Genomic DNA, 22,016 nt, shown 5'->3' with positions numbered 1-22,016 from the left:
CCAGGATTAAGCTGTGAAACCTTTTTTAAACTCTTCAAGAGCGGCCTTCAGCTTACCTTCGATATCATCATCAAGAGCCTGCTTAGTCTTAATGCCTTCCATAATTTCAGGCTTAGCACTTGCGATGAATTCGAGAAGTTCTTCTTCGAACTTACGAACAGCAGTAACAGGAACATCATCCATGTGGCCGCGAGTACCGGCGTACAAAGAAATAACCTGCTGCATAACGTTCATAGGTTTAAACTGAGACTGCTTAAGAAGCTCAACCAAACGAGCACCACGGTTCAGCTTCTGCTGAGTCGCTTTGTCAAGGTCGGAACCGAATGCAGCAAAAGCTGCGAGTTCACGATACTGAGCAAGGTCAAGACGGAGTGTACCGGCAACCTGCTTCATAGCCTTGATCTGAGCTGCACCACCAACACGGGAAACGGACAGACCAACATTAATAGCTGGACGTACACCTGCGTTGAAAAGGTTTGGCTCAAGATAAACCTGACCATCAGTAATAGAAATAACGTTGGTCGGGATATATGCGGAAACGTCACCAGCCTGAGTTTCAATGATCGGCAATGCGGTCAAAGAACCAGCTCCGAGGCTGTCGTTAACTTTACAAGAACGCTCGAGGAGACGTGAATGTAAATAGAAAACATCACCAGGGAAAGCTTCACGTCCTGGAGGACGACGAAGCAGGAGGGACATCTGTCTGTATGCAACAGCCTGTTTGGAAAGGTCATCATAAGCGATCAGAGCGTGATTACCACCGTCACGGTAGTATTCAGCCATGGTAGCACCTGTGTATGCAGAAATGAACTGCAAAGGAGCTGGCTCAGAAGCTGTTGCAGAAATGATTGTGGTGTATTCCATTGCGCCGTGTTTACGGAGAATGTCAGCAACAAGAGCAACCGCTGCTTTCTTCTGTCCGATAGCTACGTAGAAACAATGAATACCGGAATCTTTCTGTGCGAGGATAGCATCAAGACAAACTGCGGTCTTACCGACCTGACGGTCACCAATGATGAGTTCGCGCTGTCCACGTCCAACTGGAGTCATTGCATCGATAGCCTTGAGGCCTGTGTACATTGGCTGATGTACAGATTTACGAGCGATGATACCGGGAGCTTTAAGCTCAACAGGACGGGTTTCAGTAGCTTCGATTGGTCCGAGTCCATCAATTGGCTCACCGAGTGGGTTAACAACACGACCCATAACAGCCGGTCCAACTGGAACGGAGAAAAGCTTGCCAGTACGTTTTACTGGGTCGCCTTCTTTAATGCCGGTATCATCGCCCAAGAGAGCGACACCGACGTTATCTTCTTCAAGGTTGAGAACCATGCCCATGAGGCCGCCAGGAAACTCGAGGAGTTCCATAGCCATTGCGTTCTCAACACCGTGTACACGAGCGATACCGTCACCAACCAAAAGAACGGTACCTGTTTCGCTCATTTCGACCTTAGACTCATAATTTTGAATCTGATCTTCAATGATTTTGCTGATTTCTTCCGCTTTAATCTGCATGGCCCTACACACCCCTTTTAATCTGTTCTTTCATCATTTGCAGCTGTGCGCGAATGCTTGCATCAAGAACTTTATCTCCAACCTGAAGAACCACACCGCCAAGGATATCGTTATTCATTGCAAACTCAAGTTCGAGCTTACTCTTAAGTTGATCTTCGAGACGTTCTTTAATTTCAACCTGACGTTTTTGAGTCAGTTTAATAGCAGTCACGAGTTTACCCCGGACGACACCCTGGATAGCGTCCAGCATTCCTGAATAGTCACTTGCTATTTCAGGAAGGCAGTCGAGTCTACCCTTGTCGGCCAAAAGGTTGCAAAAGTTTTTAACCACAGGTCCTGCCGAAGTCTTTTCCAGCAGTTTATCAAGTACGGATTTTTTTTCTTCCGCACTGAAAACAGGATTCTGAAAGAGCCTCAGGGCCTCCGGGGAATCTTCCAGGATCTGGGACAACTCGGTCAGTGCCTTACCATACGCCGCGAGGTCTGCTTCTCCCTGCTTCTGGCCAACAGAGAACAGCGCCTTAGCGTATCTGCGCGAGACTATGTTCCCGGTCAATTGAGCACCACCTTTGTTAAGTATTCATCCACAAGATTCTCATGCTGAGCTTTTGTTAATTTGCTCTTGACGATTTTCTCAGCGGCTTCGATGACTTTATCAGCCATTTCTGCACGCATTTCGTCGAGGGCAATCACAAATTCCTGCTCAGCGGAGACTTTCGCCTGAGCTTTTAACTGCTCAGCGCTCTGCTCTGCCTTCTGGATAATCGCCGCTTTCATGGATTCGCCCTGGTCTCTGGCTTCGGCAAGGATTGCATCCTTTTCCTGTTCCAGATTTGCAATACTCTTTTCAACGTCAAGCAACTTCTTCTCTGCAGCTTCCTTACGGGCCTGCAAATCGTTAAGCTCCTGCCTGATACCGGCCTGACGCCCTTTAAAGAGTCCGGCAATTTTTTCGCCGGCAAACTTGTAAAGAATTCCAAGAACCAAAATCAGGTTGATAACGCGCCAAGTAAAGTTCATCCAGGGAATCTCATGTTCCCCCGCTCCACCACTGGCACAGGCTGCGCCTGCTACCAACAATGCAGTAAGAGTGGCAATTGCCATGATCATGTGTTTCCGCTTCAAGGCTAAACCCCCCTTCGATATTGATTAGGCCTAGCCAAGAACCTTGGCTGTAACCTTCTGAGCAAAAGCTTCGATCTCACCATCAAGAACTTTCAAGGCCGCACCTTTTTCAGATGCAACTTCTGCACGGGCTTCTTTCAAGGTCACTGTTGCAACCTTACCTGCCGCAGAAAGTAATGCCTGCTCTTCTTTGGCACCCTGTTCTTTGAAGTCGTTCCGAATGTCCATACCCTCTCTACGGGTACCATCCAAAGCGACTTCGTAGTCTTTGACCTTCGAATTCGCCGAATTTGTGAAATTTTCTACCTTAGAAAGTTGGTCACTCATAAGCTCAGAGCGCTTTCTAATAATTTCACGAATCGGACGAAACATAAGAAGGTTGAGAACAAGAAGGGTGATGATGAAGTTTGCTAACTGAATAAAAAAGCTAATATCTAAATCAATCATGCCTGCTCCCGAAAAGGTTGTGAATTTTTGTCCAAAGTCAGTGGCCCTTTAGCTAATTTTAGAGGTCGTGTCAAAGGGTTTTTCGATTTGAACTGGTTACTCTTACCCCTTCAAGCCCCGTAAATACTGGCTTGTTAAAAAATTAACTAATTTCTTCGGTTTCAGTTTCAACCGCCTCAACTCCGGTTGAACTCATAGTAACGCGCCCCTCCAAAACTGCACCTTCCTCCACAACAAGAACCGGCGTCACCAGATCTCCTTGAAGGTTGGCTGTCTTGTGGAGTACCGCTTTATCACGAGCATAAACTTCACCGGTAACTTTGCCACTCAGCACAAGCTGACCAATCCTCAAAACACCTTCAACCCGGGCATCTTTACCAACGACCAGTGTCCCTTCGGACTCAACTTCACCGCTGAAGTTCCCGTCGATTCGCACAGCGCCCTGAAAACTCAGCTTCCCGTGATAATCTGTTCCGCTGCCTAGAAAAGCATTTATTTCGTCTCTTGCCATTTGTGCTCCTTTTCCCCCTGCGCCGATTTTAGAAAACCCAAACATGCGGCTACCCCTGTTTAAATACGTAACGTCTCATAGACACGTTTAAAACGAGTCCAATAAGACAAAAATTGACCACAGTGGCACTGCCACCATAGCTGATAAATGGTAGAGGGATGCCTACTACCGGCATTAATCCGAGGACCATACCCATATTGATAAGGATTTGCCAGAAGAAATAGAAGAACACGCCCGCCGCAAGATAGCTTCCAAACAAATCTTTAGCATCTCTTGCGGTTACAACCATTTGATATAAAAAAACACAGAAAATACTAAGCAAAGACATCGCTCCGACAAAGCCCCATTCCTCTCCGAAAACAGCAATAGCAAAGTCAGTATGTTTCTCCGGTAAAAATCTTAACTGACTTTGAGTTCCACCGAGAAAACCTTTTCCCCAGAGTCTTCCAGAACCTATCGCTATTTCAGACTGGATAATATGATAACCGGCTCCGAGCGGATCACTTGCAGGGTTCATAAAAGAGATAACCCGTCTCTTTTGATAATCATGCATAAAAAGCCACCCAAGAGGAATAAGACAGGGAATCGCAACGGCCATTGTCTTGAAAACTTTGGAAGTAAGCCCTCTGTAGAGAATCATTCCGCCCAGAATCAACAGAACATTAAGCCCGGACCCGAGATCCGGCTGCAAAATAATCATTGCCGCCGGAAGAAGCCCCACTACAAATACATATCCCAATTTCATGAAACCGAGCGGCTCAAAATCTCTTGATAAAATTCTCGCTCCAATCACCAGAATAGTAATTTTAGCAAGTTCACTCGGCTGAAAATTAAAAAATCCCAGATCAATCCATCTACGTGCACCGTAAATAGTTTTCCCCGCAAAAGGAACTGCTAGCAGAAGCAACACTGTAACCCAGAACAGAGGCCATGCTATAGTCTTTAAATGCCTGTAATCGAAGAGCATGAAGGTTAGCATGCCGCCGAACCCCATAAGCCCCCAGATCAGCTGTTTTTGATAAAAGGAATTGACACTCATGCCGTCTTCCATTCTGAATCCGCTGGCTGAATAGAGATTCATCACGCCAAGAAAAAACAGTAATGCAGCGAGCCCCAGCAAAAACCAGTTCATATGGATGAGCAGTCTTCTGTCAATCGGTGACATTAATTTCCCACCCCTTCGTCTTTCGGTTGTTCGGCATAAAGATATTTATAAAGAGCTTTTACCACAGGCCCGGCTCCTGAGCCTCCGTGCAACCCGTGTTCTATCAAGCAGACGACAACATAACGCTGGTCGCCTCTTTCAGCAAAACTGACCATCCATGCATGGTCTCTATATTTGTATGGAATATCTTCATCTTTCATTTTTTTCAGCTCATCAGTAAGCTTAACGACCTGAGCTGTACCGGTCTTACCACCCACAACAACTCCCTTCATTCTGAGCCTTCTTGCTGTACCACGAGGTCCGTCAACAGTTTCAATCATAGCTTTTCTAATGATTTGCAACTGTTCCTCTGTCATTGGTATCCGCCCCTGCTCCTCAGCCGGTTCACCCGCCAGAAGCTGTGGACGAAGCAATCTGCCGCCGTTGACAATTGACGAAAGAAATCTCGCGACCTGCAAAGGGGAAGTAAGTGTATATCCCTGCCCTATCGCCATGTTCAAATTTTCACCAGGATGCCACATCTCGCCGAACCGCTTTCGTTTCCACACACGAGACGGAATCAACCCCGGTTTCTCATGAGGCAATGAGATACCTGTCAGCTCACCGAACCCTGCTTTCTTTGCAAAGTCACTGATCCGGTCAACACCGAGTTTCATACCAAGTTTATAAAAATAAACATCGCATGACTGAACCAAGGCATCCTCTAGATTCACGTCACCGTGACCGCCCCTTTTCCAGCAACGAAAAGTATATTTACCAAGCTTAACAAACCCGGGGCAATAAACCGTATCCTTCGGATTAATCATATTGTAGTGAAGTCCGCATGCGGCCACTGCTATTTTGAAAACTGATCCTGGAGGATAAACACTTTGAATAACGCGATTTTGCAACGGGTGCATAGGATCATCACGCAACTCAGCCCATTCTTTCTGACTAAGCCCTGAGGTGAAAGAATTATTATCGTATGAAGGAGAACTTACAAAAGCCAGTATCTGTCCGTTATCCGGGTTCATGACCACTACAGCCCCGGCTTTTCCTTTGAGAAGCTTTCCGCCCAACTCCTGAAGCCCTAAATCAATGGAAAGATCTATATCTTCACCTGCTACAGGGGGACTTAAAATTCTCTCTTTAAGCCGCCTTCCTGTGGCGTCAACTTCGAGCTGTCTTCGTCCCTTTACACCGCGAAATCTTTTTTCAAGGACAGATTCAAGTCCCTGCTTGCCGACAAAATCTCCCACAGCAAGGTCTTCGTCAGCTTCAAGTTCATCTTCTCCGGATTCTGCAACATAGCCGAGGACATGAGACAAGAGCGGGCCTTGCAGGTATTGCCTTCTAGGACGCACAACAACCTCAAGACCGGGCCAATGCAATGCATTCGCCTCAATCATGGCCACCTGCTTAAAAGTAAGGTTAGGAGCTAAAATCAGTGGTTCAAACGGCTTTACGCGTTTGCGGGATTTCTTGAAAGTTTCTTTGAGCTTTAAAAGATCTTCACCTGTCCACTCAGAAACAGTTTTAAGTGTTGCCTCTAAGTCTTTACAGTCTTCACGCACAAGACCCAAAGCATATGCAGGTTCATTTAAAGATAAAAGTTTACCAGTACGGTCTCTGATCAGCCCACGTGGAGCATACAGCCTATCCTGCCTGAGCTGATTATTTTTCGCCTGCTCTGCAAAATAAGCTCCTTTATGAATCTGCAAAAACCAAAATCTAAGCGCAAAAACACAAAAAAGCAGGAGTATAAGCCCCTGCAGTAACAGCAATCCCGTTTTCGGAGGCTGCTGAGATTTTGCTTCATACAGTGAACTCATGCTTCAACCGTTCCGGATAGATATATTTTAAAAAAAGCCACTCTAGCGGGAATATAATAAATTGCAAAATTCCTTCAAAAAGATAGCGGTCAGAAGCCCAGTTCATATCCGCAAGCATCGCCATCATTCCTGTAAGAAGAGGGTGCAGAACGCCTAATCCGGCGGCGCAAAGTAGAGCAAACATAAAACTCTGCACATCAAAGAACATGGCTCCACAACGATAAACGACATAGATGGAGGAATACCAGAGAAGAGAATAACCGAAAGGCAGACCGCCTGCCCCTTCCTGTATTAAAGACCACACAAGAATCAACCAGAAAAATAAAGTTTTCTTTTCCATCTGGATACAAAGCAAAAGACCCGGAGCGAGAAAATCTACCCCGGGCACAATTCTCTGTGCCCAGATTCCGACAACCGTAAAAGCCGCCCACCAAAAAAAAGAAAACATACTAATTCCCTTCCGGTGAAGTTGAATTATCCGCAACATTTCTATGAAGCAGAAGAACTTCTTCTGTATTCTCCATATCAACCAGCGGGACAGCTTCAACCTTAAGGAATAATGAAATATCAGACCGTTCAACTGATACGACTTTTGCAATAGGAAGTCCGGGAGGATAAAGTCCAGCCAGACCAGATGTAACAAGGATTTCTCCCTCTGAGACAGGAGCGTTAAGCTTCATATACTTTACATTCAGAGTTTCACTTTCCCCACTGCCCACCAGCAAACCGGTAGATCTGTGAAGTTGCCCTCTGACTGAAATTCTGCTGTTAAGATCAGTGATCAGCAAAGCTTTAGAAGAGGAAAGGCCGGGCTGTACAACTCTGCCTACGACACCGAGAGGCGTCAGCACAGGAGTGTCGGCAACTACGCCGGAAATAGCACCCTTACTCAGTATGATAGAATCCAGAGCGGCAGAAGGGCCCATCCTATGGGCAATGACTCTTGCTCCGTCGACGTACCAACCCTCTTCCGGTGAAAAAGTGAGTAGTTCCTGAAACCTTTCAGATTCTTCAGCCTTTTCTCTAAGCGTCATAATTTCAAGACGCATTAAATTATTTTGAGAACTCAGCTGATCATTCTGTTCCTTCAACCCGACGAGATAAATATACCTATCCCAGAAGCCCACAGACTTATCGAGAACCCATTCTCCGGGCCATAAGGACCACTTAACAATTTCAAGCCCTGTATAATCCGCTAAACGATCGAGTTGCCCTGATCGCAGATTCCACGAATAAAGGCTGAGGTAGATAAATAAGCCTACGATGATGGCTATAGCGGTACGCTTGAGCTTCAAACTAAATCCTCTAACTTACATAAAGGGATCGAACCAAACACATGACACTGTTTCTTGAAAATTTATTAAGCAAAAAAAATTGCCGCCGACTGACACAGCACAGCATATTTCTAAGTGCATAGTTTTGACGAATTCATCACCGTCAAAACTATGCACTTAGCAAGAAAAAATGCACTCTCTGTTAATCCACCGCAAAAAATTGAAGCTAATCGATTGTAACTTCTTTATAAATATCCAGATGCTCGAGAGCCTTTCCGGAACCGATAACTACAGCATTTAGAGGATTATCGACAACAGTGATAGGAAGGTGTGTTTCCTGACTGAGCAGTTGATCTAAGCCCTTAAGCAAAGCTCCGCCGCCAGTCAGCACAATACCTCTATCAACTATGTCCGCAGCAAGCTCAGGAGGAGTCTGTTCCAAAGCAACACGAACTCCTTGAACAATACTGTCGACCTGTTCAGAAATAGCTTTTCTGATCTCTGCAGAAGTAATCAAAATATTCTGAGGTATTCCGGTCACAAGGTCACGACCTTTGACTTCCATTTCAATCTCTTCTTCAAGAGGAAATGCGGAACCTATTTTAATTTTGATACGCTCTGCGGTGCTTTCTCCGATCAACATAGAATACTTACGTTTTACATGCTGCATGATGGATTCATCCATCTTATCTCCACCGACTCTTACAGAGCGGGCGTATACGATACCGGATAGAGAAATAACTGCTATTTCAGAGGTACCACCGCCGATATCAACTACCATGTTTGAGGTAGGTTCGGTGATGGGAAGATCCGCTCCGATTGCTGCTGCCATGGGTTCTTCAATAAGATAAACCTCACGGGCTCCGGCACTCTGTGCGGACTCTTTAACAGCTCTCTTTTCAACCTGTGTTATGCCGGTAGGCACACAGATCATTATCCGGGGCCTTACCAGTCTACGGCTATTGTGGACTTTTGAAATGAAATGACGCAACATAGCTTCAGTTACTTCGAAGTCGGCGATAACACCGTCTTTCATTGGTCTGATCGCGACAATGTTACCGGGAGTTCTACCAAGCATTTTCTTGGCTTCCATCCCTACGGCGAGAACTTTACTTACGCCATTAACATCCCGCTTCACAGCGACAACCGAAGGTTCGCTGAGCATTACGCCTTTTCCCTTTACATAGACCAAGGTGTTTGCAGTACCGAGATCAATTGCAAGGTCATTGGAAAACGAGCCGAGTATCTTGTCAAATATAGATGCCATATTCTACTGGAAACTCCAAAAAAAATGTGATTCGAACGACGCCTCAGCAGACGCTAACTTTCCTTATATCAAAAGAAATTCCTTGGTAATAACTAGCAGAAGAAATTGCTACAGGCAACATATTACACCAATTACGCCAACCACTTCTTAACACTGTTAACACACTGTATATTTTGATATAAATAAAAAATAGTTTAATACACTGCCTCGATTCAGAATAAAAGGAGTCTTCATGTATCGTTTTTACGGGCTTGCTGCCCGACTAAGACAAAATTTCGGGAAAAGGGTCCAGAAAGTACCGCTGGACTTCGGATTTTCATGTCCCAATCGTGACGGAAACATTTCCACAAAAGGGTGTATTTTCTGCAACCCCCTCGGCTCTGGATCAGGCATGCACTCTCAGTCTACACCCATTCCTGAACAGTGGGATTTCTGGACGAAAAAATTTACCAGACTTTACAATGCAAAACTATTTCTAGCCTACCTGCAATCCTACACCAACACGTATGGAACGTTGGAACAGGTAAAGTGCGCGTTTGATCAACTCCGGGATCTTCCCGGGCTTGCCGGCATATGTATTGGAACCCGTCCTGACTGCATTGATGCTGAAAAGCTCCAATTGATAAAAGATCTTAATCTAAAAGAAACATGGCTTGAACTGGGACTTCAAAGTTCAAATGATACAACTCTGGCTTTGATCAACAGAGGGCATGACGCAAAGTGTTTTGCTGATGCGGTTATACTTGCGGACTCGTATGAAATCGAGGTCTGTGCACACGTTATCGCAGGATTGCCGGGGGAATCGAAGAAAGATTTCATTGCAACGGTTGAATTTATTAACAGTCTTCCTATTTCAGGAATCAAATTTCATAATCTCTATATAAGTCACGGCACTCCCTTGCAGGAAATGTATGACCGGGGAGAATTCACCCCTTTCTCCATGGAAGAATACCTTGATATGCTTGAAACTGCCGTATCCATTTTACGAACCGACATTGTTATCCACAGACTGAATGCCGACCCTGCGCCGGGTGAACTGGTGGCACCGGACTGGATTGAACATAAAAGAAATGTTCAGAACGCGATTGATATGATGTTTGAAAACAATGATCTCTGGCAGGGTTGTGCAAGAGAGGACAGCCCGACGTCCCCTCCTGAATGGTTTGGTCCCGACCACCTTCCACCCGGTAGAAAACGAAAAATATAAAGTTTAAAGCCCGTAAAAAATTCATTTTGATACGGGCTTTCTTGCGAGACTAAAATGGAGAGAATTACCTTGCGAGTTTTTTCTGCATTCTAGCTCTGATATATATAGCCATCATATTCATACCCAGAACCAAAGTTATAAGAACAAGGGATGTTCCGTATTGAATATGTCTTGTTTTTTCAATTTCTGTTCCGGCTGTTGCCAGTACATATATATGATAGGGCAGCGCCATTACATCATCAAAAAGAGATTCAGGCATTTCAGGGGTGAAAAATACTGCGGCAGTAAACATAATCGCGGCAGTTTCACCTGCGGCCCGTGAAAGTGTAAGAATTGCGCCAGTCAACATGCCGGGCAAAGCGGCGGGAAGAACAACCCTGTAAATGGTCTGCCATTTAGTAGCACCAAGCCCAAGCGAGGCTTCTCTATAAGTTTGCGGAACAGAACGTAAAGCTTCCTCGGATGCCCCGATAACAAGCGGTAAAGCCAGCGCCCCGAGCGTACAGACTCCGGCCATAATACTTACGCCCATTCCCATCACAGTTACAAATAACGACAAACCGAAAAGTCCGAACACAACCGAAGGAACTCCGGCAAGATTATTAATCCCCAACCTTAAAATCCGCACAAGTCTGGGTGATGTAGCGTATTCATTGAGATAAATTGCTGTGGCGACTCCCCAAGGCAATGCAACCATCAACGCTCCGTAACTAAGAACAATCGTCCCTACGATACATGGAAGGATTCCTCCCTCAGTCATCGAATTTCTGGGATTTTCAGTCAAAAATTCCCAGCTCATTGCAGGCAACCCATAATAGAGAACGAATCCACATATAATGAGTAAAGCCAGACCGTTAATAGCGGCGGCGGCTTTAAACAGCATAAAGACGACCTTCTGTACTTTCTCTCTCATGGAATAATTGCCCTGCTCAGGCTCAAGCATACTTTCGCTTGCTTCACACTCATTACCAAACATCAAATCAACCTGCTCTATAGTTTCAGCGGAGTTACTCATCATTATTCCCCGTTATTAAGTTTACTGACAGCTTCCACTAAAGAGTGGCTGAACCGACCTGTTTATATTTATGAGCCACATGATCGGCAATTAGATTGAAAACCATTGTGAACAAAAACAGCACCATACCTATGGCAAAAAGAGCATGGTAATGTTCACTGTGGAAAGGAGCTTCGCCCATCTCGGCCGCAATAGAAGCAGGCATCGGGCGCACCGGATCAAAAATGGAATTCGGAAGCATTCCCGCTCCGCCGGCAACCATCAAAACAACCATGGTTTCCCCGATTGAACGGGCCATGCCCAGAATTATTCCTGTTGAAATACCCGACAAGGATGCGGGAACCATGACTTTATAAATACTCTGCCAGTGCGTAGCACCCAAAGCGAGAGAAGCCTCTTTAAGCTCTGGAGGAACGGAATAAAGAGCGTCCTCTGAAATACTTGTGATAGTCGGAACCGCCATGAAGGCCAGCATCACCGAGGCATTGAAAAGATTAAGACCTACCGCAATATCAAAGGTTTCCTGTAAAAAAGGAGCGACAACAACCATCCCGAAAAAACCGATTACAACAGAAGGTAACGCGGCCAGCATTTCTACTGCTGGTTTTACGATATCACGCACCTTTGTAGGAGCAATCTCCGCAAGATAAATTGCGGTCATCACACCAAGCGGAATCGCGATGAGAGAGGATAACAATGTAACAGCTCCGGACCCGACAATAAGCGGCCATATCCCGAACGCAGCAGGTTCGTCAGTCGGGTACCATTCAACTCCGAAAATAAAATCTTTTACCGAAACAAAGTTGAACACCGGAAGCCCTTCAATAAATAAGAACGCCATAATCAGAAACAGAACGAGTATTGAAGTAAAAGCTGTTACCAGAAAAGCGGAATGGATTAACCGCTCTGTAGAACGACGACTGAGATTGAGAGCTTTCAAGATAAAAAGAACCATTCCAGCAAAACCGAGAAGGGAGCTGAATATATACCACCCTCCAGCCCTTGAAGAAATCATGTTCTCGGTACTTTGCTTGATTAATGTAAACAGTTCGGCATCTGCACCATTCTTGCTTTTATTCATCACAGCTCGATCAGTGCGAACATATGCGTAAATTTTATTCAACTCTGAATTAAGTTCCCTGACTCTAAGTTCCTTTTCAGCCTCAGATAAGCTTAACTCTTCTGATCCTTCCGTCACTTCATGAACTGACAGCATCATGACTTTCTTGAGCCCTCCAACAGAGCTCATTGAGTAATCTCCCCTTTTAGCCACTTTTTCAGTAGCAGAAATAAAAATCTGTTCGGCTTCGGTAGAGCTGGAAAGTTTATACGCATAAACACCGCTCATCACCGCAAAAATTATTAATAATAAACAGATATTTCGGGACGTAATCACGACTATTCCCCTGATATAAAATTTGAATTAAATATAAATTACGCAATTATGAATTGTAAGACTGACAAATCTCCGGGAGGAAAAGCCTCCCGGAGTATTTTTTGAATTCACTAAATCCCAAACTGAACGATTATTATTTTACTGGTATAAATCCAATTTCAGCAGCCTGATTCTGGCCTGCCGGGCTCATCATGTAATCGATAAGCCCCTTTGCTTCACCGGCAGGAGCACCGGGAGTATAGATATTAAGACCGCGGGAAATTGGGTAGGATTTATCTTTTGCGGTTTTAACTGAAGGAGTCACGCCGTTTACAGAAACACCTTTGAGTTCTTTATTAAGGTAAGCAAGGCCGACATAACCGATTGCTTTTTTATTCTTGGAAACAGCCTGTGCAACTGCACCGTTTGAGGCTTGAAGAAGAGCTCCGGGGAATACACGGCTTTTCAGTCCGGTAGCGCGCATGACTTTAGATTTCCAGCAATCATAAGTACCGGAAGAAGTGTCACGTGAAATTACAACTATCTGATCATCAGCGCCGCCAACTTCTTTCCAGTTAGTAATTTTACCGGTGTAAATTCCGTGAAGCTGTTCAACGCTGAGTCCTGAAACAGGGTTAGCCGGATTCACAACGGGAACGATGCAATCAAGAGCTACTATGAACTGAACAGGCTTGCGGCCGTTATCAGTTGCTTTCTGAATTTCTGCGGGTTTCATGTCACGGGACATCATTGCGATATCAGTTGTTCCGTCGATAAGAGCTTTTGCGCCGTTACTTGATCCGCCACCTGAAATTGAAATTGATACATTAGGATTTGCAGCCATAAAAGTTTCAACAGATTTCTGCATCAATGGCAGAACAGTAGTAGAGCCTTTAACTTGGATTGATCCTGCAAAAGCTGATCCTGTAAACGCCATTACCATCATTGCTACTAAGGCGATAATTCTAGATTTCATTTTTTTCCCTCTGAATTTGGATTTTTGCAGACGCTGTTTCACCGTGTCCGTTTTTGTCATTGAGATAGGGTCTATCTGAATTTGGTTACAAACCTGTTACGACAAAGAGAAAGGTAGGTTACAGAAGAATTTATATTCAATTTATCAAATTTCTGATGCTGGCATACACCTTGCTTACTTCCCTTTAATTATAAAAACCTAAGGCGGAGTAATTTCATTGAAGATCAAATATGCCATAGTCGGCGCGGGTCCAACAGGTCTCGGTGCTGCAAGAAGACTGAAAGAGCTAGGTGAAAAATCATTCATTGTACTGGAAAAAAATTCCCATGCGGGCGGACTAGCTTCCAGTTTTACCGATGAAAAAGGGTTCACTTGGGATATCGGCGGACATGTGGTTTTTTCTCATTATGAATATTACGATCAACTCTTGGCCGAGATTTTGGTAGATGAATATATAGAACATCTACGCGAATCATGGATAAGAGCCGCCAAAGTATGGATTCCCTACCCTTTTCAAAATAATATAAGACACTTACCTAATCTCAAAAAATGGGAATGCGTTAGAGGACTTCTTCCCGGTGTAAGATCCGAAGAAGCCCCCTCAAACTTTTTTGAATGGATTAACAATACCTTCGGAGAAGGCATCGCTAAACATTTTATGCTTCCATATAATTATAAGGTATGGGCTACGCCACCTGAATCAATGTCATTTTCGTGGATTGGAGAAAGAGTAAGCGTTATTGATCTTAAAACAGTGATAAAAAATATTATCCTTGAACGGGATCAGCTTTCATGGGGGCCTAACAATAAATTCCGTTTCCCTCTGAAAGGTGGAACAGGGTCAATTTATCGTAAACTGGCAGAAACGGTCAGCAGTCATATTTTATATAACACCAGTGTAACTTCAATTGATCAGAAAAATAAAATTATTTACGATTCCGAAGGCAACACCTTTGAATATGAATATCTGCTAAGTACCGGACCGATTGATATTTTGATCAAGAAATGGCTTGAAAAATCATCGGACACGCTTACAAATGCAGCAGAGATGCTTAAGCATAACAGCGTTATAGTCGTTGGATTAGGACTTTCTACATCCAAAAAAGATTCCCGGTGCTGGATGTATTTCCCTGAAGACGACAGCCCTTTTTACCGTGTCACCAATTTTCACAACTACTCACCCAACAACACTCCTATCCCCGGACAGGGGCGAGCACTGATGTGTGAAGTTTCCTACTCAAATCATAAAATAGTTGATCACAATCAAATAGTTAAAGAAGTGGAAGATGGATTGATCAACACTGCGCTGATTAATGAAGAAGACAGGAAAAATATTATCTCCCGCTGGTCAATAAATGTGGATTACGGCTATCCCATACCTTGCCTGCAACGCGATGAAGCGTTAATGATTTTGCAGCCTGCACTTGAATCCATGGACATCTATTCCCGAGGCCGCTTCGGAGGCTGGAAATATGAAGTCTCAAACATGGACCACTCAGTAATGCAGGGAGTCGAATGGGCTGAGAGAATGATTAATGGACAGCCCGAAACCACTTACAGGATAAGCTAATCATATGACCATATCTGCCGCCACTTATGAAAAAAGGCGGGAAAATGTCCGTAAACGTCTTAATGATCGCGGACTGCCTCCTTTATTGGTAAATTTTGCTGCCAACCGTTATTACCTCAGTGGATTTGAACTTCACGACTCGCAATGCAACGAAACTTCCGGATGGCTCATAATCTGCCCTGACGGAAAAGATTTTCTTCTGACTGACCCCAGATACTTGGATGCTGCACGCAGAATATGGAATGAAGATGATGTTTTCATTTATTCCGGGCGTAAATTTGACGCTCTTAAAGGGTTTTTCAAATCAAACTCTATTTCCAGTCTCGCTTACGATCCTAAATCGATAAACATTTTCGAGCACGAAAAACTTACCGAACTTTGTGAACTTAAGCCTGTTTCAGGGCTGGTTGAAGAACTGCGCCTGATTAAAGATGATGAAGAAATCCGTTTGATGGAAGAATCGTGTGCTCTTAACCATAAAGTATACGAACTTATTGAACCGAAACTTCAGGAAGGACGCACAGAAGCTGAAATATCATGGGAAATTGAACAGCTTTTCAGAAATAACGGAGCTTCCGGTCTGTCCTTCCCTTCCATTGTAGGAGTCGGCCCGAATGCAGCGCTTCCGCATGCATGCCCGGGTGATACAAAACTTCGCGAAGGTGAACTCATTCTCATTGATATGGGTGGCAGACTCGGCGATTATTGTTCTGACCAGACCAGAACTTTTTATATCGGAGACAAACCCTCTGACCGTTTTTTAACTGTGCGCGCGCAGGTTCAAGAAGCTCAGATGGCAGCAATTGACATTCTGCGCCCCGGACTTCCGATTCAGCACGCCTACCACACCGCAAAAGCTGTTTTTGAAAAACACGGTGTAGAAAAATACTTTACACATTCTCTCGGACATGGTGTGGGACTTGAAACCCATGAACAACCAAGCATCAGCCCGATTGCAAAAGGCGAGCTTAGGCCCGGTATGATTGTCACAGTCGAACCCGGCCTTTACTACCCTGATTGGGGCGGCATCCGTTGGGAACATATGGTCCTTATAACTGAAGACGGCCATAAAGTTCTATAATTCTTGAGCAGGGTTCTTCGGAACCCTGCTTATTTTGATCACCACAAACCGGTTAAATCCACTCTGAATAAAATTATGGCCCGTAAAAGAAAACCACGTCCGCGCCCTCTTCCGGCGCCCCCTAAGTATTCAAGTCGTATCTATGTTCAGATGGCTCCATCTGACATTGCAATTTTTAGATTTTTTCTGGAAGCTATGGAGAATCTGGCTCTTTTCACTGTCGCCGACAGATTCAAAGGAGTACTGATGCTTCGCTACAGCGCCCATCAGGAACGCGAATTCTTTGAATTTATGGATGACCTAAAAGAGGAGATTGATATTAAAATCCTCCCCAATCCATCTACCCCTTCATAAGCCCCTTCCCTAATTCCAAATAATCCGCTGATTCTCTTTTAATTTAAAATATGAATATATCTTCATGTTTGTTGACAATATGAATATGAACTATTATTCATATATTATACAACTAAAACACATTTAGCTAGAGAGCAGACAATGCCAAGAGCTCCTGTACAAAGTAGAAGTAAAGAAAAGAAGCGTAAAATCATCGTAGCAGGGATGAAACTATTCTCTGACAAAGGTTTTCATAAGACAAGCATCAATGAAATTGTCGAGAATGCCGATGTATCGGTAGGTTCATTTTATGGATATTTTAAAAACAAAAAAGATCTACTGATTGAAGTTTCGCAGGCATACGGAAACAGCATAATAAAAGGGATATACGGAAACATTGCAGAGGATGCTCCCGTATCAAAAGACGGGCATAGTATCATCAAATACATCGTAAGTTCAGCAAAGCAGGCACATACGTTGTCAACAGAACTACACAGAGAAATGCTGGCCTTAAAGAACCGTGAACCGGAAATGGCTAAGCTCGACAGAAGAATTACTCTATCGTTTCAAGAAGGAATTGAAACGATACTTGAAAAATGCGGCAACAGAATCAAAGTGAAAGATACTCATACAGCTGCAAAACTGGTTGCAGGCGCAATAGAAGAAACTATGCACCGCTGTTTTTTAGAAAATCAGGAAGAAAATCAGGAACAAACATTCAACGAACTGACTGAAATGTGTGCTGGATATTTATTTCATCCGGCGAAACAATCCGAGTAAGACTATAAATCAATAACCTTAACGTCTTCCGGATCTATCTCAACACCAAGGAAAGCACCGCCGACAGCGGCAAACCTTTTCGCTGAATCAGTGGCAAGAAACGAAACATGACCACGCTGGGTGGAACAATTGCTAAGCTTTGATTCAGCAAGAATATTCTTAACTGTTTTAGCCGTTGTTTCCGCAGAATCCACAAGCTTAATATTCTTTCCGGCAACATTTGCGATAGCACCGCGAAGCACTGGAAAATGAGTACATCCAAGGACTAAAGTATCCGGCCCCTCATCTCCAAATTTTGCAAACAACGGTTCTAAATAGCGGGCTGCAATGGCCTCAACCAGTTCACCTTCAGTCCATCCCTCTTCCGCAAGCCCTACAAACAAAGGACACGGTTGTGCTATTATTTCAGCGTTTGGATGCATGCTGCAAATAGTTCTTTGATAGGCACCGCCGTTAACAGTATTTTCAGTCGCTATTACCGCAATTTTACCATTCACACTTGCCTGACAAGCCGCCTCAGCTCCGGGTTTTATGACTCCGATTACAGGCAATGGACTATACTTATCCGCAAGGCTTTTCAAAGAAACAGCAGAAGCCGTGTTACAGGCGATCACCAGCATCTTTATCCCTTCCGCAACCAGCGCATCCCCGGCTTGCAGAGCATATTTGATCACAGAATCTGCACTTTTAGCACCGTAAGGAACCCTTGCGGTATCACCGAGATACAGAAAATTTTCGTGAGGCAACAAGTCCTGCAAAGCCCGCAGAACGGTCAGCCCGCCGACTCCTGAATCAAAAACGCCTATAGGTAAATTACACTTATCAACTGACAACTTCGAATCTCCTGAACCAAGATTTAAAAACGTATCTATTAAATGATCAAAACAACACGGCACTAATTAGTCCCTACGGGCATGGTAGTAAAGAATTTCTTAACGCCATGAAGATTATTCTAATATTAACAAACCACTTTACGCATTTATGAAAAATTGAGACTATAGATGGGTATAAATAATATTTAAGGATGGTTACACACTTCAAACGGAGATCTTTTATGGAAAAGCAAAAGGTAAATTTTTTCGGAGTAGGGCCTAAAATAATCAGACCAACCATAGCCTACGGCATCGCTGCTACTTTACTGACCCTCTTTTACCCAGAACTTTTTTTAATGAATTTTATATCCGGCACAGCTTTTCATATTATAGGCGGTATTTTTCTGGGATTTGGAATAGCTTTTATTTTTATCTCAGGACCAGCCATGAAACGAGCTGTATCTTTGGGAAGGCTGGAAACGACAGGAACTTTTGCAATAGTTAGAAATCCACTTTATTTTGCATGGATAGCCTTTATTTTTCCCGGAAGCGCCATAGCTTCGCAGGCATGGCTGCTTTTTGGCATGTCCGCCATAGCCTTTTACCTATTCATAAAATTGATTCCGCAAGAAGAAGCTATGCTTGAAGAAACGTTCGGAGAAGAATTTCTCACGTATAAAAAAGCTGTTCCAGCTATCATTCCAAGCTTTAAGAATAATCCTATTTAATAGCGCCGACGGGACATACATTTGAACACTGTCCGCATAAAATGCATTCCGTTGAATTTACAGAGAGACCATTACTGATCGCTCCCATAACATCAACATCCATCGGGCATAATTCATTGCATTTTTTACATTTTATGCATTCATTCTCTGTAGGCTTTTTTTTGATACGTGCGTAGGAACAAGATGGCTTCATTACCAATGAAACAGGGCATAAAATTTTACAGAAAGCTCTTTTTTTTCTAAATGAAAACGCAAGTATTACAGCAGTCAGATAATAAATGCCATTACCGACCATAAACCATATCAACTGACCTTCTTTCCCACGCGCAGGATCAATTTGTCGCCCGACATAATCATATCCTGACCAAAGGAAAAGCAAAGGGATAAGGATAGAAACAACCAATACTGGATATCTAAGCCATGTATATTTTGGAGGGATAGTCTTATTATCATTTATCGGCAGCCACTCTAATAAAGCAGCTGTCCAGCAAGCCCAGCCACAAAAACCACGCCCCCATATAAATGGCCCACCGATTTTAGCAACAGCGTAATGAATGAGTACCCGCGTAAATATTCCTGAACTCAAGAAAAAGGCTCCGTAAAAAACAGTTTCCTCAATTTGTAGGTTTTCCCGTTGCAATAAGCCTAAAAAAACAAGAAATATCGGGGAGATTGCAAGTATAGCGATTCGTCTTCCAATATCTTTTTTAGCGCCCTTAAAACGATTTCCAACTAATATTCCCAAAGTTACACAGCCACCGATATACGGGAAAATCAGCAAAAAACCCCACCAACCGACTGAGAAGTAGAGTATGCCCCCAACCAAGACGCCTATAAGTGCCGGAAGAAAATCTGAAATAATTTTATTCATCAAAGAGCTCTGCCTATTTACACCTGTCCATGCTCCGGTAATTGATTGCCTCCGCAAGGTGCGGAACTTGAATCAATTCATCCTCAGCAAGGTCGGCTATAGTGCGGGCTATTCGAAGTATACGAGTATAGGCTCTGGCTGAAAGTCCCAGACTGCGCACAGCCTGTTCAAGAAAGGTATGCTCTGCTTCTGTCAGTTTGCAAAATTTTTCAAGAGAGGAACCGGAAAGCTCACTATTCGTCAAAATATTGAGATCCTTATACCTTTCTGACTGAATAGCTCTGACTCTTTCAATATTGCCGCGCATTGTAGCTGAATCAACCCCTTTGTTTCCGCGCAGATCTTTATAATCAACAGCCGGAACCTCTATCTGCAAGTCAATACGATCCAGAAGCGGACCTGAAAGACGTGATGCGTAACGTTGCACAGCGACAGGAGTACAAGTGCAGGCATGCCTTTCATCTGTGGCATATCCGCACGGACAAGGGTTCATAGCCGCAACGAGCATAAAATCAGCCGGATATGATAAAGACATAGCCGCGCGAGAAATGGTTACCTCTCCGCCCTCAAGTGGCTGACGAAGCACTTCAAGCACATTCTTTTTAAACTCTGGAAGTTCATCCAGAAAAAGCACCCCGCGATGAGCAAGCGATACTTCACCCGGTTTAGGGTATGCCCCGCCACCGATCATGCCCGCGTCTGAAATTGTATGATGGGGCGAACGGAAAGGACGAATAACCATCAAAGCTTTCTCTCGATCAAGCTGACCGGACACGCTGTAAATTTTGGTAACTTCGAGAGCTTCTTCAAAAACAAGAGGAGGAAGAACTGTAGGAATCCTCTGGGCAAGCATTGTTTTGCCGCTTCCGGGAGGTCCTATGAAAAGTATATTATGATTTCCGGCAGCGCCTATTTCAATTGCCCGTTTAGCATGCTCCTGCCCTTTAACCTCGGCAAAATCCAACCCGAAATCCTGCCGCCCGGCCCAAAGCGTTGCAGTATCAACAACAGTGGGTTCCAGTACTTCTTCACTCAACAAAAATTTAACCAAATGCGAAAGAGAAGAAATTCCGTAGACATCCAATCCTTCAACTACTGCGGCTTCATGAGCATTCGCGCTTCCTACAATAAGCCCTTTTGCCCCTTTTTTGCGGGCTTCGAGTGCTAAAGACAACACCCCGTGCACAGGCTTTACCTCGCCACCCAGCGAGAGCTCACCAGCCAGAAACCAGCCTTCAAGCAACTCTTGATCAATAATCCCCGCTGCACCAAGCAAGGCCACAGCCAAAGGCAGATCATACGCCGAACCGGCTTTACGGATATCCGCCGGAGCTAGATTTACAGTGATTCGTGAGGGAGGAAGACGGTATCCGCTATTTTTAAGGGCCGAGAAGACTCTCTCTTTACTTTCTTTAACAGCGCCTTCGGCAAGGCCTACCATAGTAAAAGCAGGCATCCCCTGTCTGGCAAGGTCAACTTCAAGATCAACTTTAAAGGCATCAATACCCATCAGGGCGGCGCAGGCAACTTTTGCTATCAACGGAGAACTCCTTGAATTATAAGTCCCCCGTGAGTTATATACTCTCTGTTATAATGTAAAGAATTACCCGAAAAGAATGAAGAAAAGAGCAATACATCAAAAATTTTCTCCTCTTAATTACTCCTCCTCTTGTTTTTTACTTTCTTCAGCCGCCGCAAGTTTACCCTTCGTCAGGTCAGCCTTACCCTTATCTTTAATATTTTCGGGAGCAATCTTTCGCTCACGCAAATATTTAATAATCTTAAAATCATAATCAAGAATATGCTCAAGCAACCACGCCGAAAGAAATTTTTTATAATCTTCAGAAGTTAAATCTTCATGATGAAAACGTGCATACTGAAAGGCTTTAACTTTACGCTTTAATTCAGCGTGTCTAGCTATATGCTTACGGCGTTGAGGAAACTCGATTTCTTCCATAAAAGCTTCCTCAGCTGCAAAATGGAAGAGAGTGTATTCACGCAACTTAGAAAGCAGCAGAGTAATTGCGTCTTCATCCTGCCCCCTATTCAAGGCATCAAGAAGCATGCTCATTATACGTAGAATTTCTTTATGATGTCCGTCTAATTCCGCAACGCCCATACTTAAGGACTCACTCCACTCTATTTTAGCCACT

Annotated in this window: 23 protein-coding genes; 6 read left to right on the top strand and 17 right to left on the bottom strand. The window is 44.1% G+C overall.

What is annotated here, in order from left to right; translation table 11 throughout:
* Window positions 1-6 precede the first annotated feature (6 nt).
* From atpA to BLT41_RS04190, 10 genes are all read right to left on the bottom strand, one after another.
* Window positions 7-1,515, bottom strand: coding sequence for a F0F1 ATP synthase subunit alpha (gene atpA, locus BLT41_RS04235; RefSeq protein ID WP_092158547.1), 1,509 nt, complete (start codon window positions 1,513-1,515; stop codon window positions 7-9).
* 4 nt (window positions 1,516-1,519) lie between these two features.
* A complete protein-coding gene (locus tag BLT41_RS04230; protein ID WP_092158545.1) occupies window positions 1,520-2,071 on the bottom strand; it encodes a F0F1 ATP synthase subunit delta in 552 nt (183 codons plus the stop codon).
* Window positions 2,068-2,640, bottom strand: a complete 573-nt coding sequence (locus BLT41_RS04225; RefSeq protein WP_425283305.1) for a F0F1 ATP synthase subunit B — start codon at window positions 2,638-2,640, stop codon at window positions 2,068-2,070. The genes BLT41_RS04230 and BLT41_RS04225 overlap by 4 nt, the downstream gene beginning before the upstream one ends.
* A 30-nt stretch (window positions 2,641-2,670) precedes the next feature.
* Window positions 2,671-3,087 (bottom strand): F0F1 ATP synthase subunit B, encoded by a 417-nt coding sequence (locus BLT41_RS04220; RefSeq protein WP_092158541.1) that lies wholly within the window; start codon window positions 3,085-3,087, stop codon window positions 2,671-2,673.
* 142 nt (window positions 3,088-3,229) lie between these two features.
* Window positions 3,230-3,598, bottom strand: a complete 369-nt coding sequence (locus BLT41_RS04215) for a bactofilin family protein (protein ID WP_092158834.1) — start codon at window positions 3,596-3,598, stop codon at window positions 3,230-3,232.
* A 49-nt stretch (window positions 3,599-3,647) separates the two neighbouring features.
* Window positions 3,648-4,763, bottom strand: a complete 1,116-nt coding sequence (rodA, locus tag BLT41_RS04210; protein WP_092158539.1) for a rod shape-determining protein RodA — start codon at window positions 4,761-4,763, stop codon at window positions 3,648-3,650.
* Window positions 4,763-6,574 carry a penicillin-binding protein 2 gene (mrdA, locus tag BLT41_RS04205; RefSeq protein ID WP_092158537.1) on the bottom strand — a complete coding sequence of 604 codons (1,812 nt, stop codon included), beginning with the start codon at window positions 6,572-6,574 and terminating at the stop codon, window positions 4,763-4,765. Before mrdA ends, rodA begins: the two co-directional genes overlap by 1 nt.
* Window positions 6,558-7,022 (bottom strand): hypothetical protein, encoded by a 465-nt coding sequence (locus BLT41_RS04200; RefSeq protein WP_092158535.1) that lies wholly within the window; start codon window positions 7,020-7,022, stop codon window positions 6,558-6,560. Before BLT41_RS04200 ends, mrdA begins: the two co-directional genes overlap by 17 nt.
* Before the next feature lies 1 nt (window position 7,023).
* The gene (gene mreC, locus BLT41_RS04195) at window positions 7,024-7,869 is read right to left on the bottom strand and encodes a rod shape-determining protein MreC (protein ID WP_092158532.1); all 846 of its coding nucleotides are present in this window, start codon (window positions 7,867-7,869) and stop codon (window positions 7,024-7,026) included.
* Between the two features lie 205 nt (window positions 7,870-8,074).
* Window positions 8,075-9,115: a rod shape-determining protein gene (locus BLT41_RS04190; RefSeq protein ID WP_092158530.1), complete on the bottom strand. Its 1,041-nt coding sequence runs from the start codon at window positions 9,113-9,115 to the stop codon at window positions 8,075-8,077.
* A gap of 232 nt (window positions 9,116-9,347) precedes the next feature.
* On the opposite strand from BLT41_RS04190, the gene mnmL reads away from it, so the two are divergent.
* Window positions 9,348-10,322, top strand: coding sequence for a tRNA modification radical SAM protein MnmL/YtqA (mnmL, locus tag BLT41_RS04185; protein ID WP_092158528.1), 975 nt, complete (start codon window positions 9,348-9,350; stop codon window positions 10,320-10,322).
* A gap of 64 nt (window positions 10,323-10,386) precedes the next feature.
* Here the strand turns inward: mnmL and pstA are convergent, their stop codons facing one another.
* The 3 genes from pstA to BLT41_RS04170 all read right to left on the bottom strand — a co-directional run bounded on the left by pstA (window position 10,387) and on the right by BLT41_RS04170 (window position 13,688).
* Window positions 10,387-11,235 carry a phosphate ABC transporter permease PstA gene (gene pstA / locus BLT41_RS04180; RefSeq protein ID WP_425283309.1) on the bottom strand — a complete coding sequence of 283 codons (849 nt, stop codon included), beginning with the start codon at window positions 11,233-11,235 and terminating at the stop codon, window positions 10,387-10,389.
* Window positions 11,236-11,374: 139 nt separating this feature from the next.
* Window positions 11,375-12,292, bottom strand: coding sequence for a phosphate ABC transporter permease subunit PstC (gene pstC, locus BLT41_RS04175; protein ID WP_092158832.1), 918 nt, complete (start codon window positions 12,290-12,292; stop codon window positions 11,375-11,377).
* Between the two features lie 574 nt (window positions 12,293-12,866).
* Entirely contained in the window at window positions 12,867-13,688 is an 822-nt protein-coding gene (locus BLT41_RS04170; protein ID WP_092158830.1) for a PstS family phosphate ABC transporter substrate-binding protein, read from the bottom strand.
* Between the two features lie 217 nt (window positions 13,689-13,905).
* Between BLT41_RS04170 and BLT41_RS04165 the strand changes: the two genes are divergently transcribed.
* The 4 genes from BLT41_RS04165 to BLT41_RS04150 all read left to right on the top strand — a co-directional run bounded on the left by BLT41_RS04165 (window position 13,906) and on the right by BLT41_RS04150 (window position 17,452).
* Window positions 13,906-15,258, top strand: a complete 1,353-nt coding sequence (locus BLT41_RS04165) for a protoporphyrinogen/coproporphyrinogen oxidase (protein ID WP_092158524.1) — start codon at window positions 13,906-13,908, stop codon at window positions 15,256-15,258.
* Between the two features lie 4 nt (window positions 15,259-15,262).
* Entirely contained in the window at window positions 15,263-16,339 is a 1,077-nt protein-coding gene (locus BLT41_RS04160; protein ID WP_092158522.1) for a M24 family metallopeptidase, read from the top strand.
* Window positions 16,340-16,414: 75 nt separating this feature from the next.
* Entirely contained in the window at window positions 16,415-16,693 is a 279-nt protein-coding gene (locus BLT41_RS04155) for a DUF4911 domain-containing protein (protein WP_244512189.1), read from the top strand.
* Window positions 16,694-16,834: 141 nt separating this feature from the next.
* Window positions 16,835-17,452 (top strand): TetR/AcrR family transcriptional regulator, encoded by a 618-nt coding sequence (locus tag BLT41_RS04150; protein WP_092158520.1) that lies wholly within the window; start codon window positions 16,835-16,837, stop codon window positions 17,450-17,452.
* A 2-nt stretch (window positions 17,453-17,454) separates the two neighbouring features.
* Here BLT41_RS04150 and murI read toward each other — a convergent pair whose 3' ends face one another.
* On the bottom strand, window positions 17,455-18,285 hold the full coding sequence (gene murI, locus BLT41_RS04145; protein ID WP_092158518.1) for a glutamate racemase: 831 nt from the start codon (window positions 18,283-18,285) through the stop codon (window positions 17,455-17,457).
* A 221-nt stretch (window positions 18,286-18,506) separates the two neighbouring features.
* On the opposite strand from murI, the gene BLT41_RS04140 reads away from it, so the two are divergent.
* Complete coding sequence (locus tag BLT41_RS04140) at window positions 18,507-18,992, top strand: methyltransferase family protein (protein ID WP_092158516.1); 486 nt, start codon at window positions 18,507-18,509, stop codon at window positions 18,990-18,992.
* On the opposite strand, the gene BLT41_RS04135 is transcribed toward BLT41_RS04140, so the two are convergent.
* The 3 genes from BLT41_RS04135 to BLT41_RS04125 all read right to left on the bottom strand — a co-directional run bounded on the left by BLT41_RS04135 (window position 18,985) and on the right by BLT41_RS04125 (window position 22,015).
* Window positions 18,985-19,863 (bottom strand): 4Fe-4S binding protein, encoded by an 879-nt coding sequence (locus BLT41_RS04135; RefSeq protein ID WP_092158514.1) that lies wholly within the window; start codon window positions 19,861-19,863, stop codon window positions 18,985-18,987. The two genes, BLT41_RS04140 and BLT41_RS04135, sit on opposite strands and share 8 nt — an antisense overlap.
* Before the next feature lie 13 nt (window positions 19,864-19,876).
* On the bottom strand, window positions 19,877-21,403 hold the full coding sequence (locus tag BLT41_RS04130) for a YifB family Mg chelatase-like AAA ATPase (protein WP_092158512.1): 1,527 nt from the start codon (window positions 21,401-21,403) through the stop codon (window positions 19,877-19,879).
* A 117-nt stretch (window positions 21,404-21,520) separates the two neighbouring features.
* Entirely contained in the window at window positions 21,521-22,015 is a 495-nt protein-coding gene (locus tag BLT41_RS04125; RefSeq protein WP_139167325.1) for a bacteriohemerythrin, read from the bottom strand.
* Window position 22,016: the final 1 nt, after the last annotated feature.

Origin of the sequence: Maridesulfovibrio ferrireducens, from assembly GCF_900101105.1 — a bacterium.
GTDB lineage: Bacteria > Desulfobacterota > Desulfovibrionia > Desulfovibrionales > Desulfovibrionaceae > Maridesulfovibrio > Maridesulfovibrio ferrireducens.
Note: the sequence above shows the minus strand (reverse complement) of the source record. Positions and strands in the feature narration are given on the sequence as shown.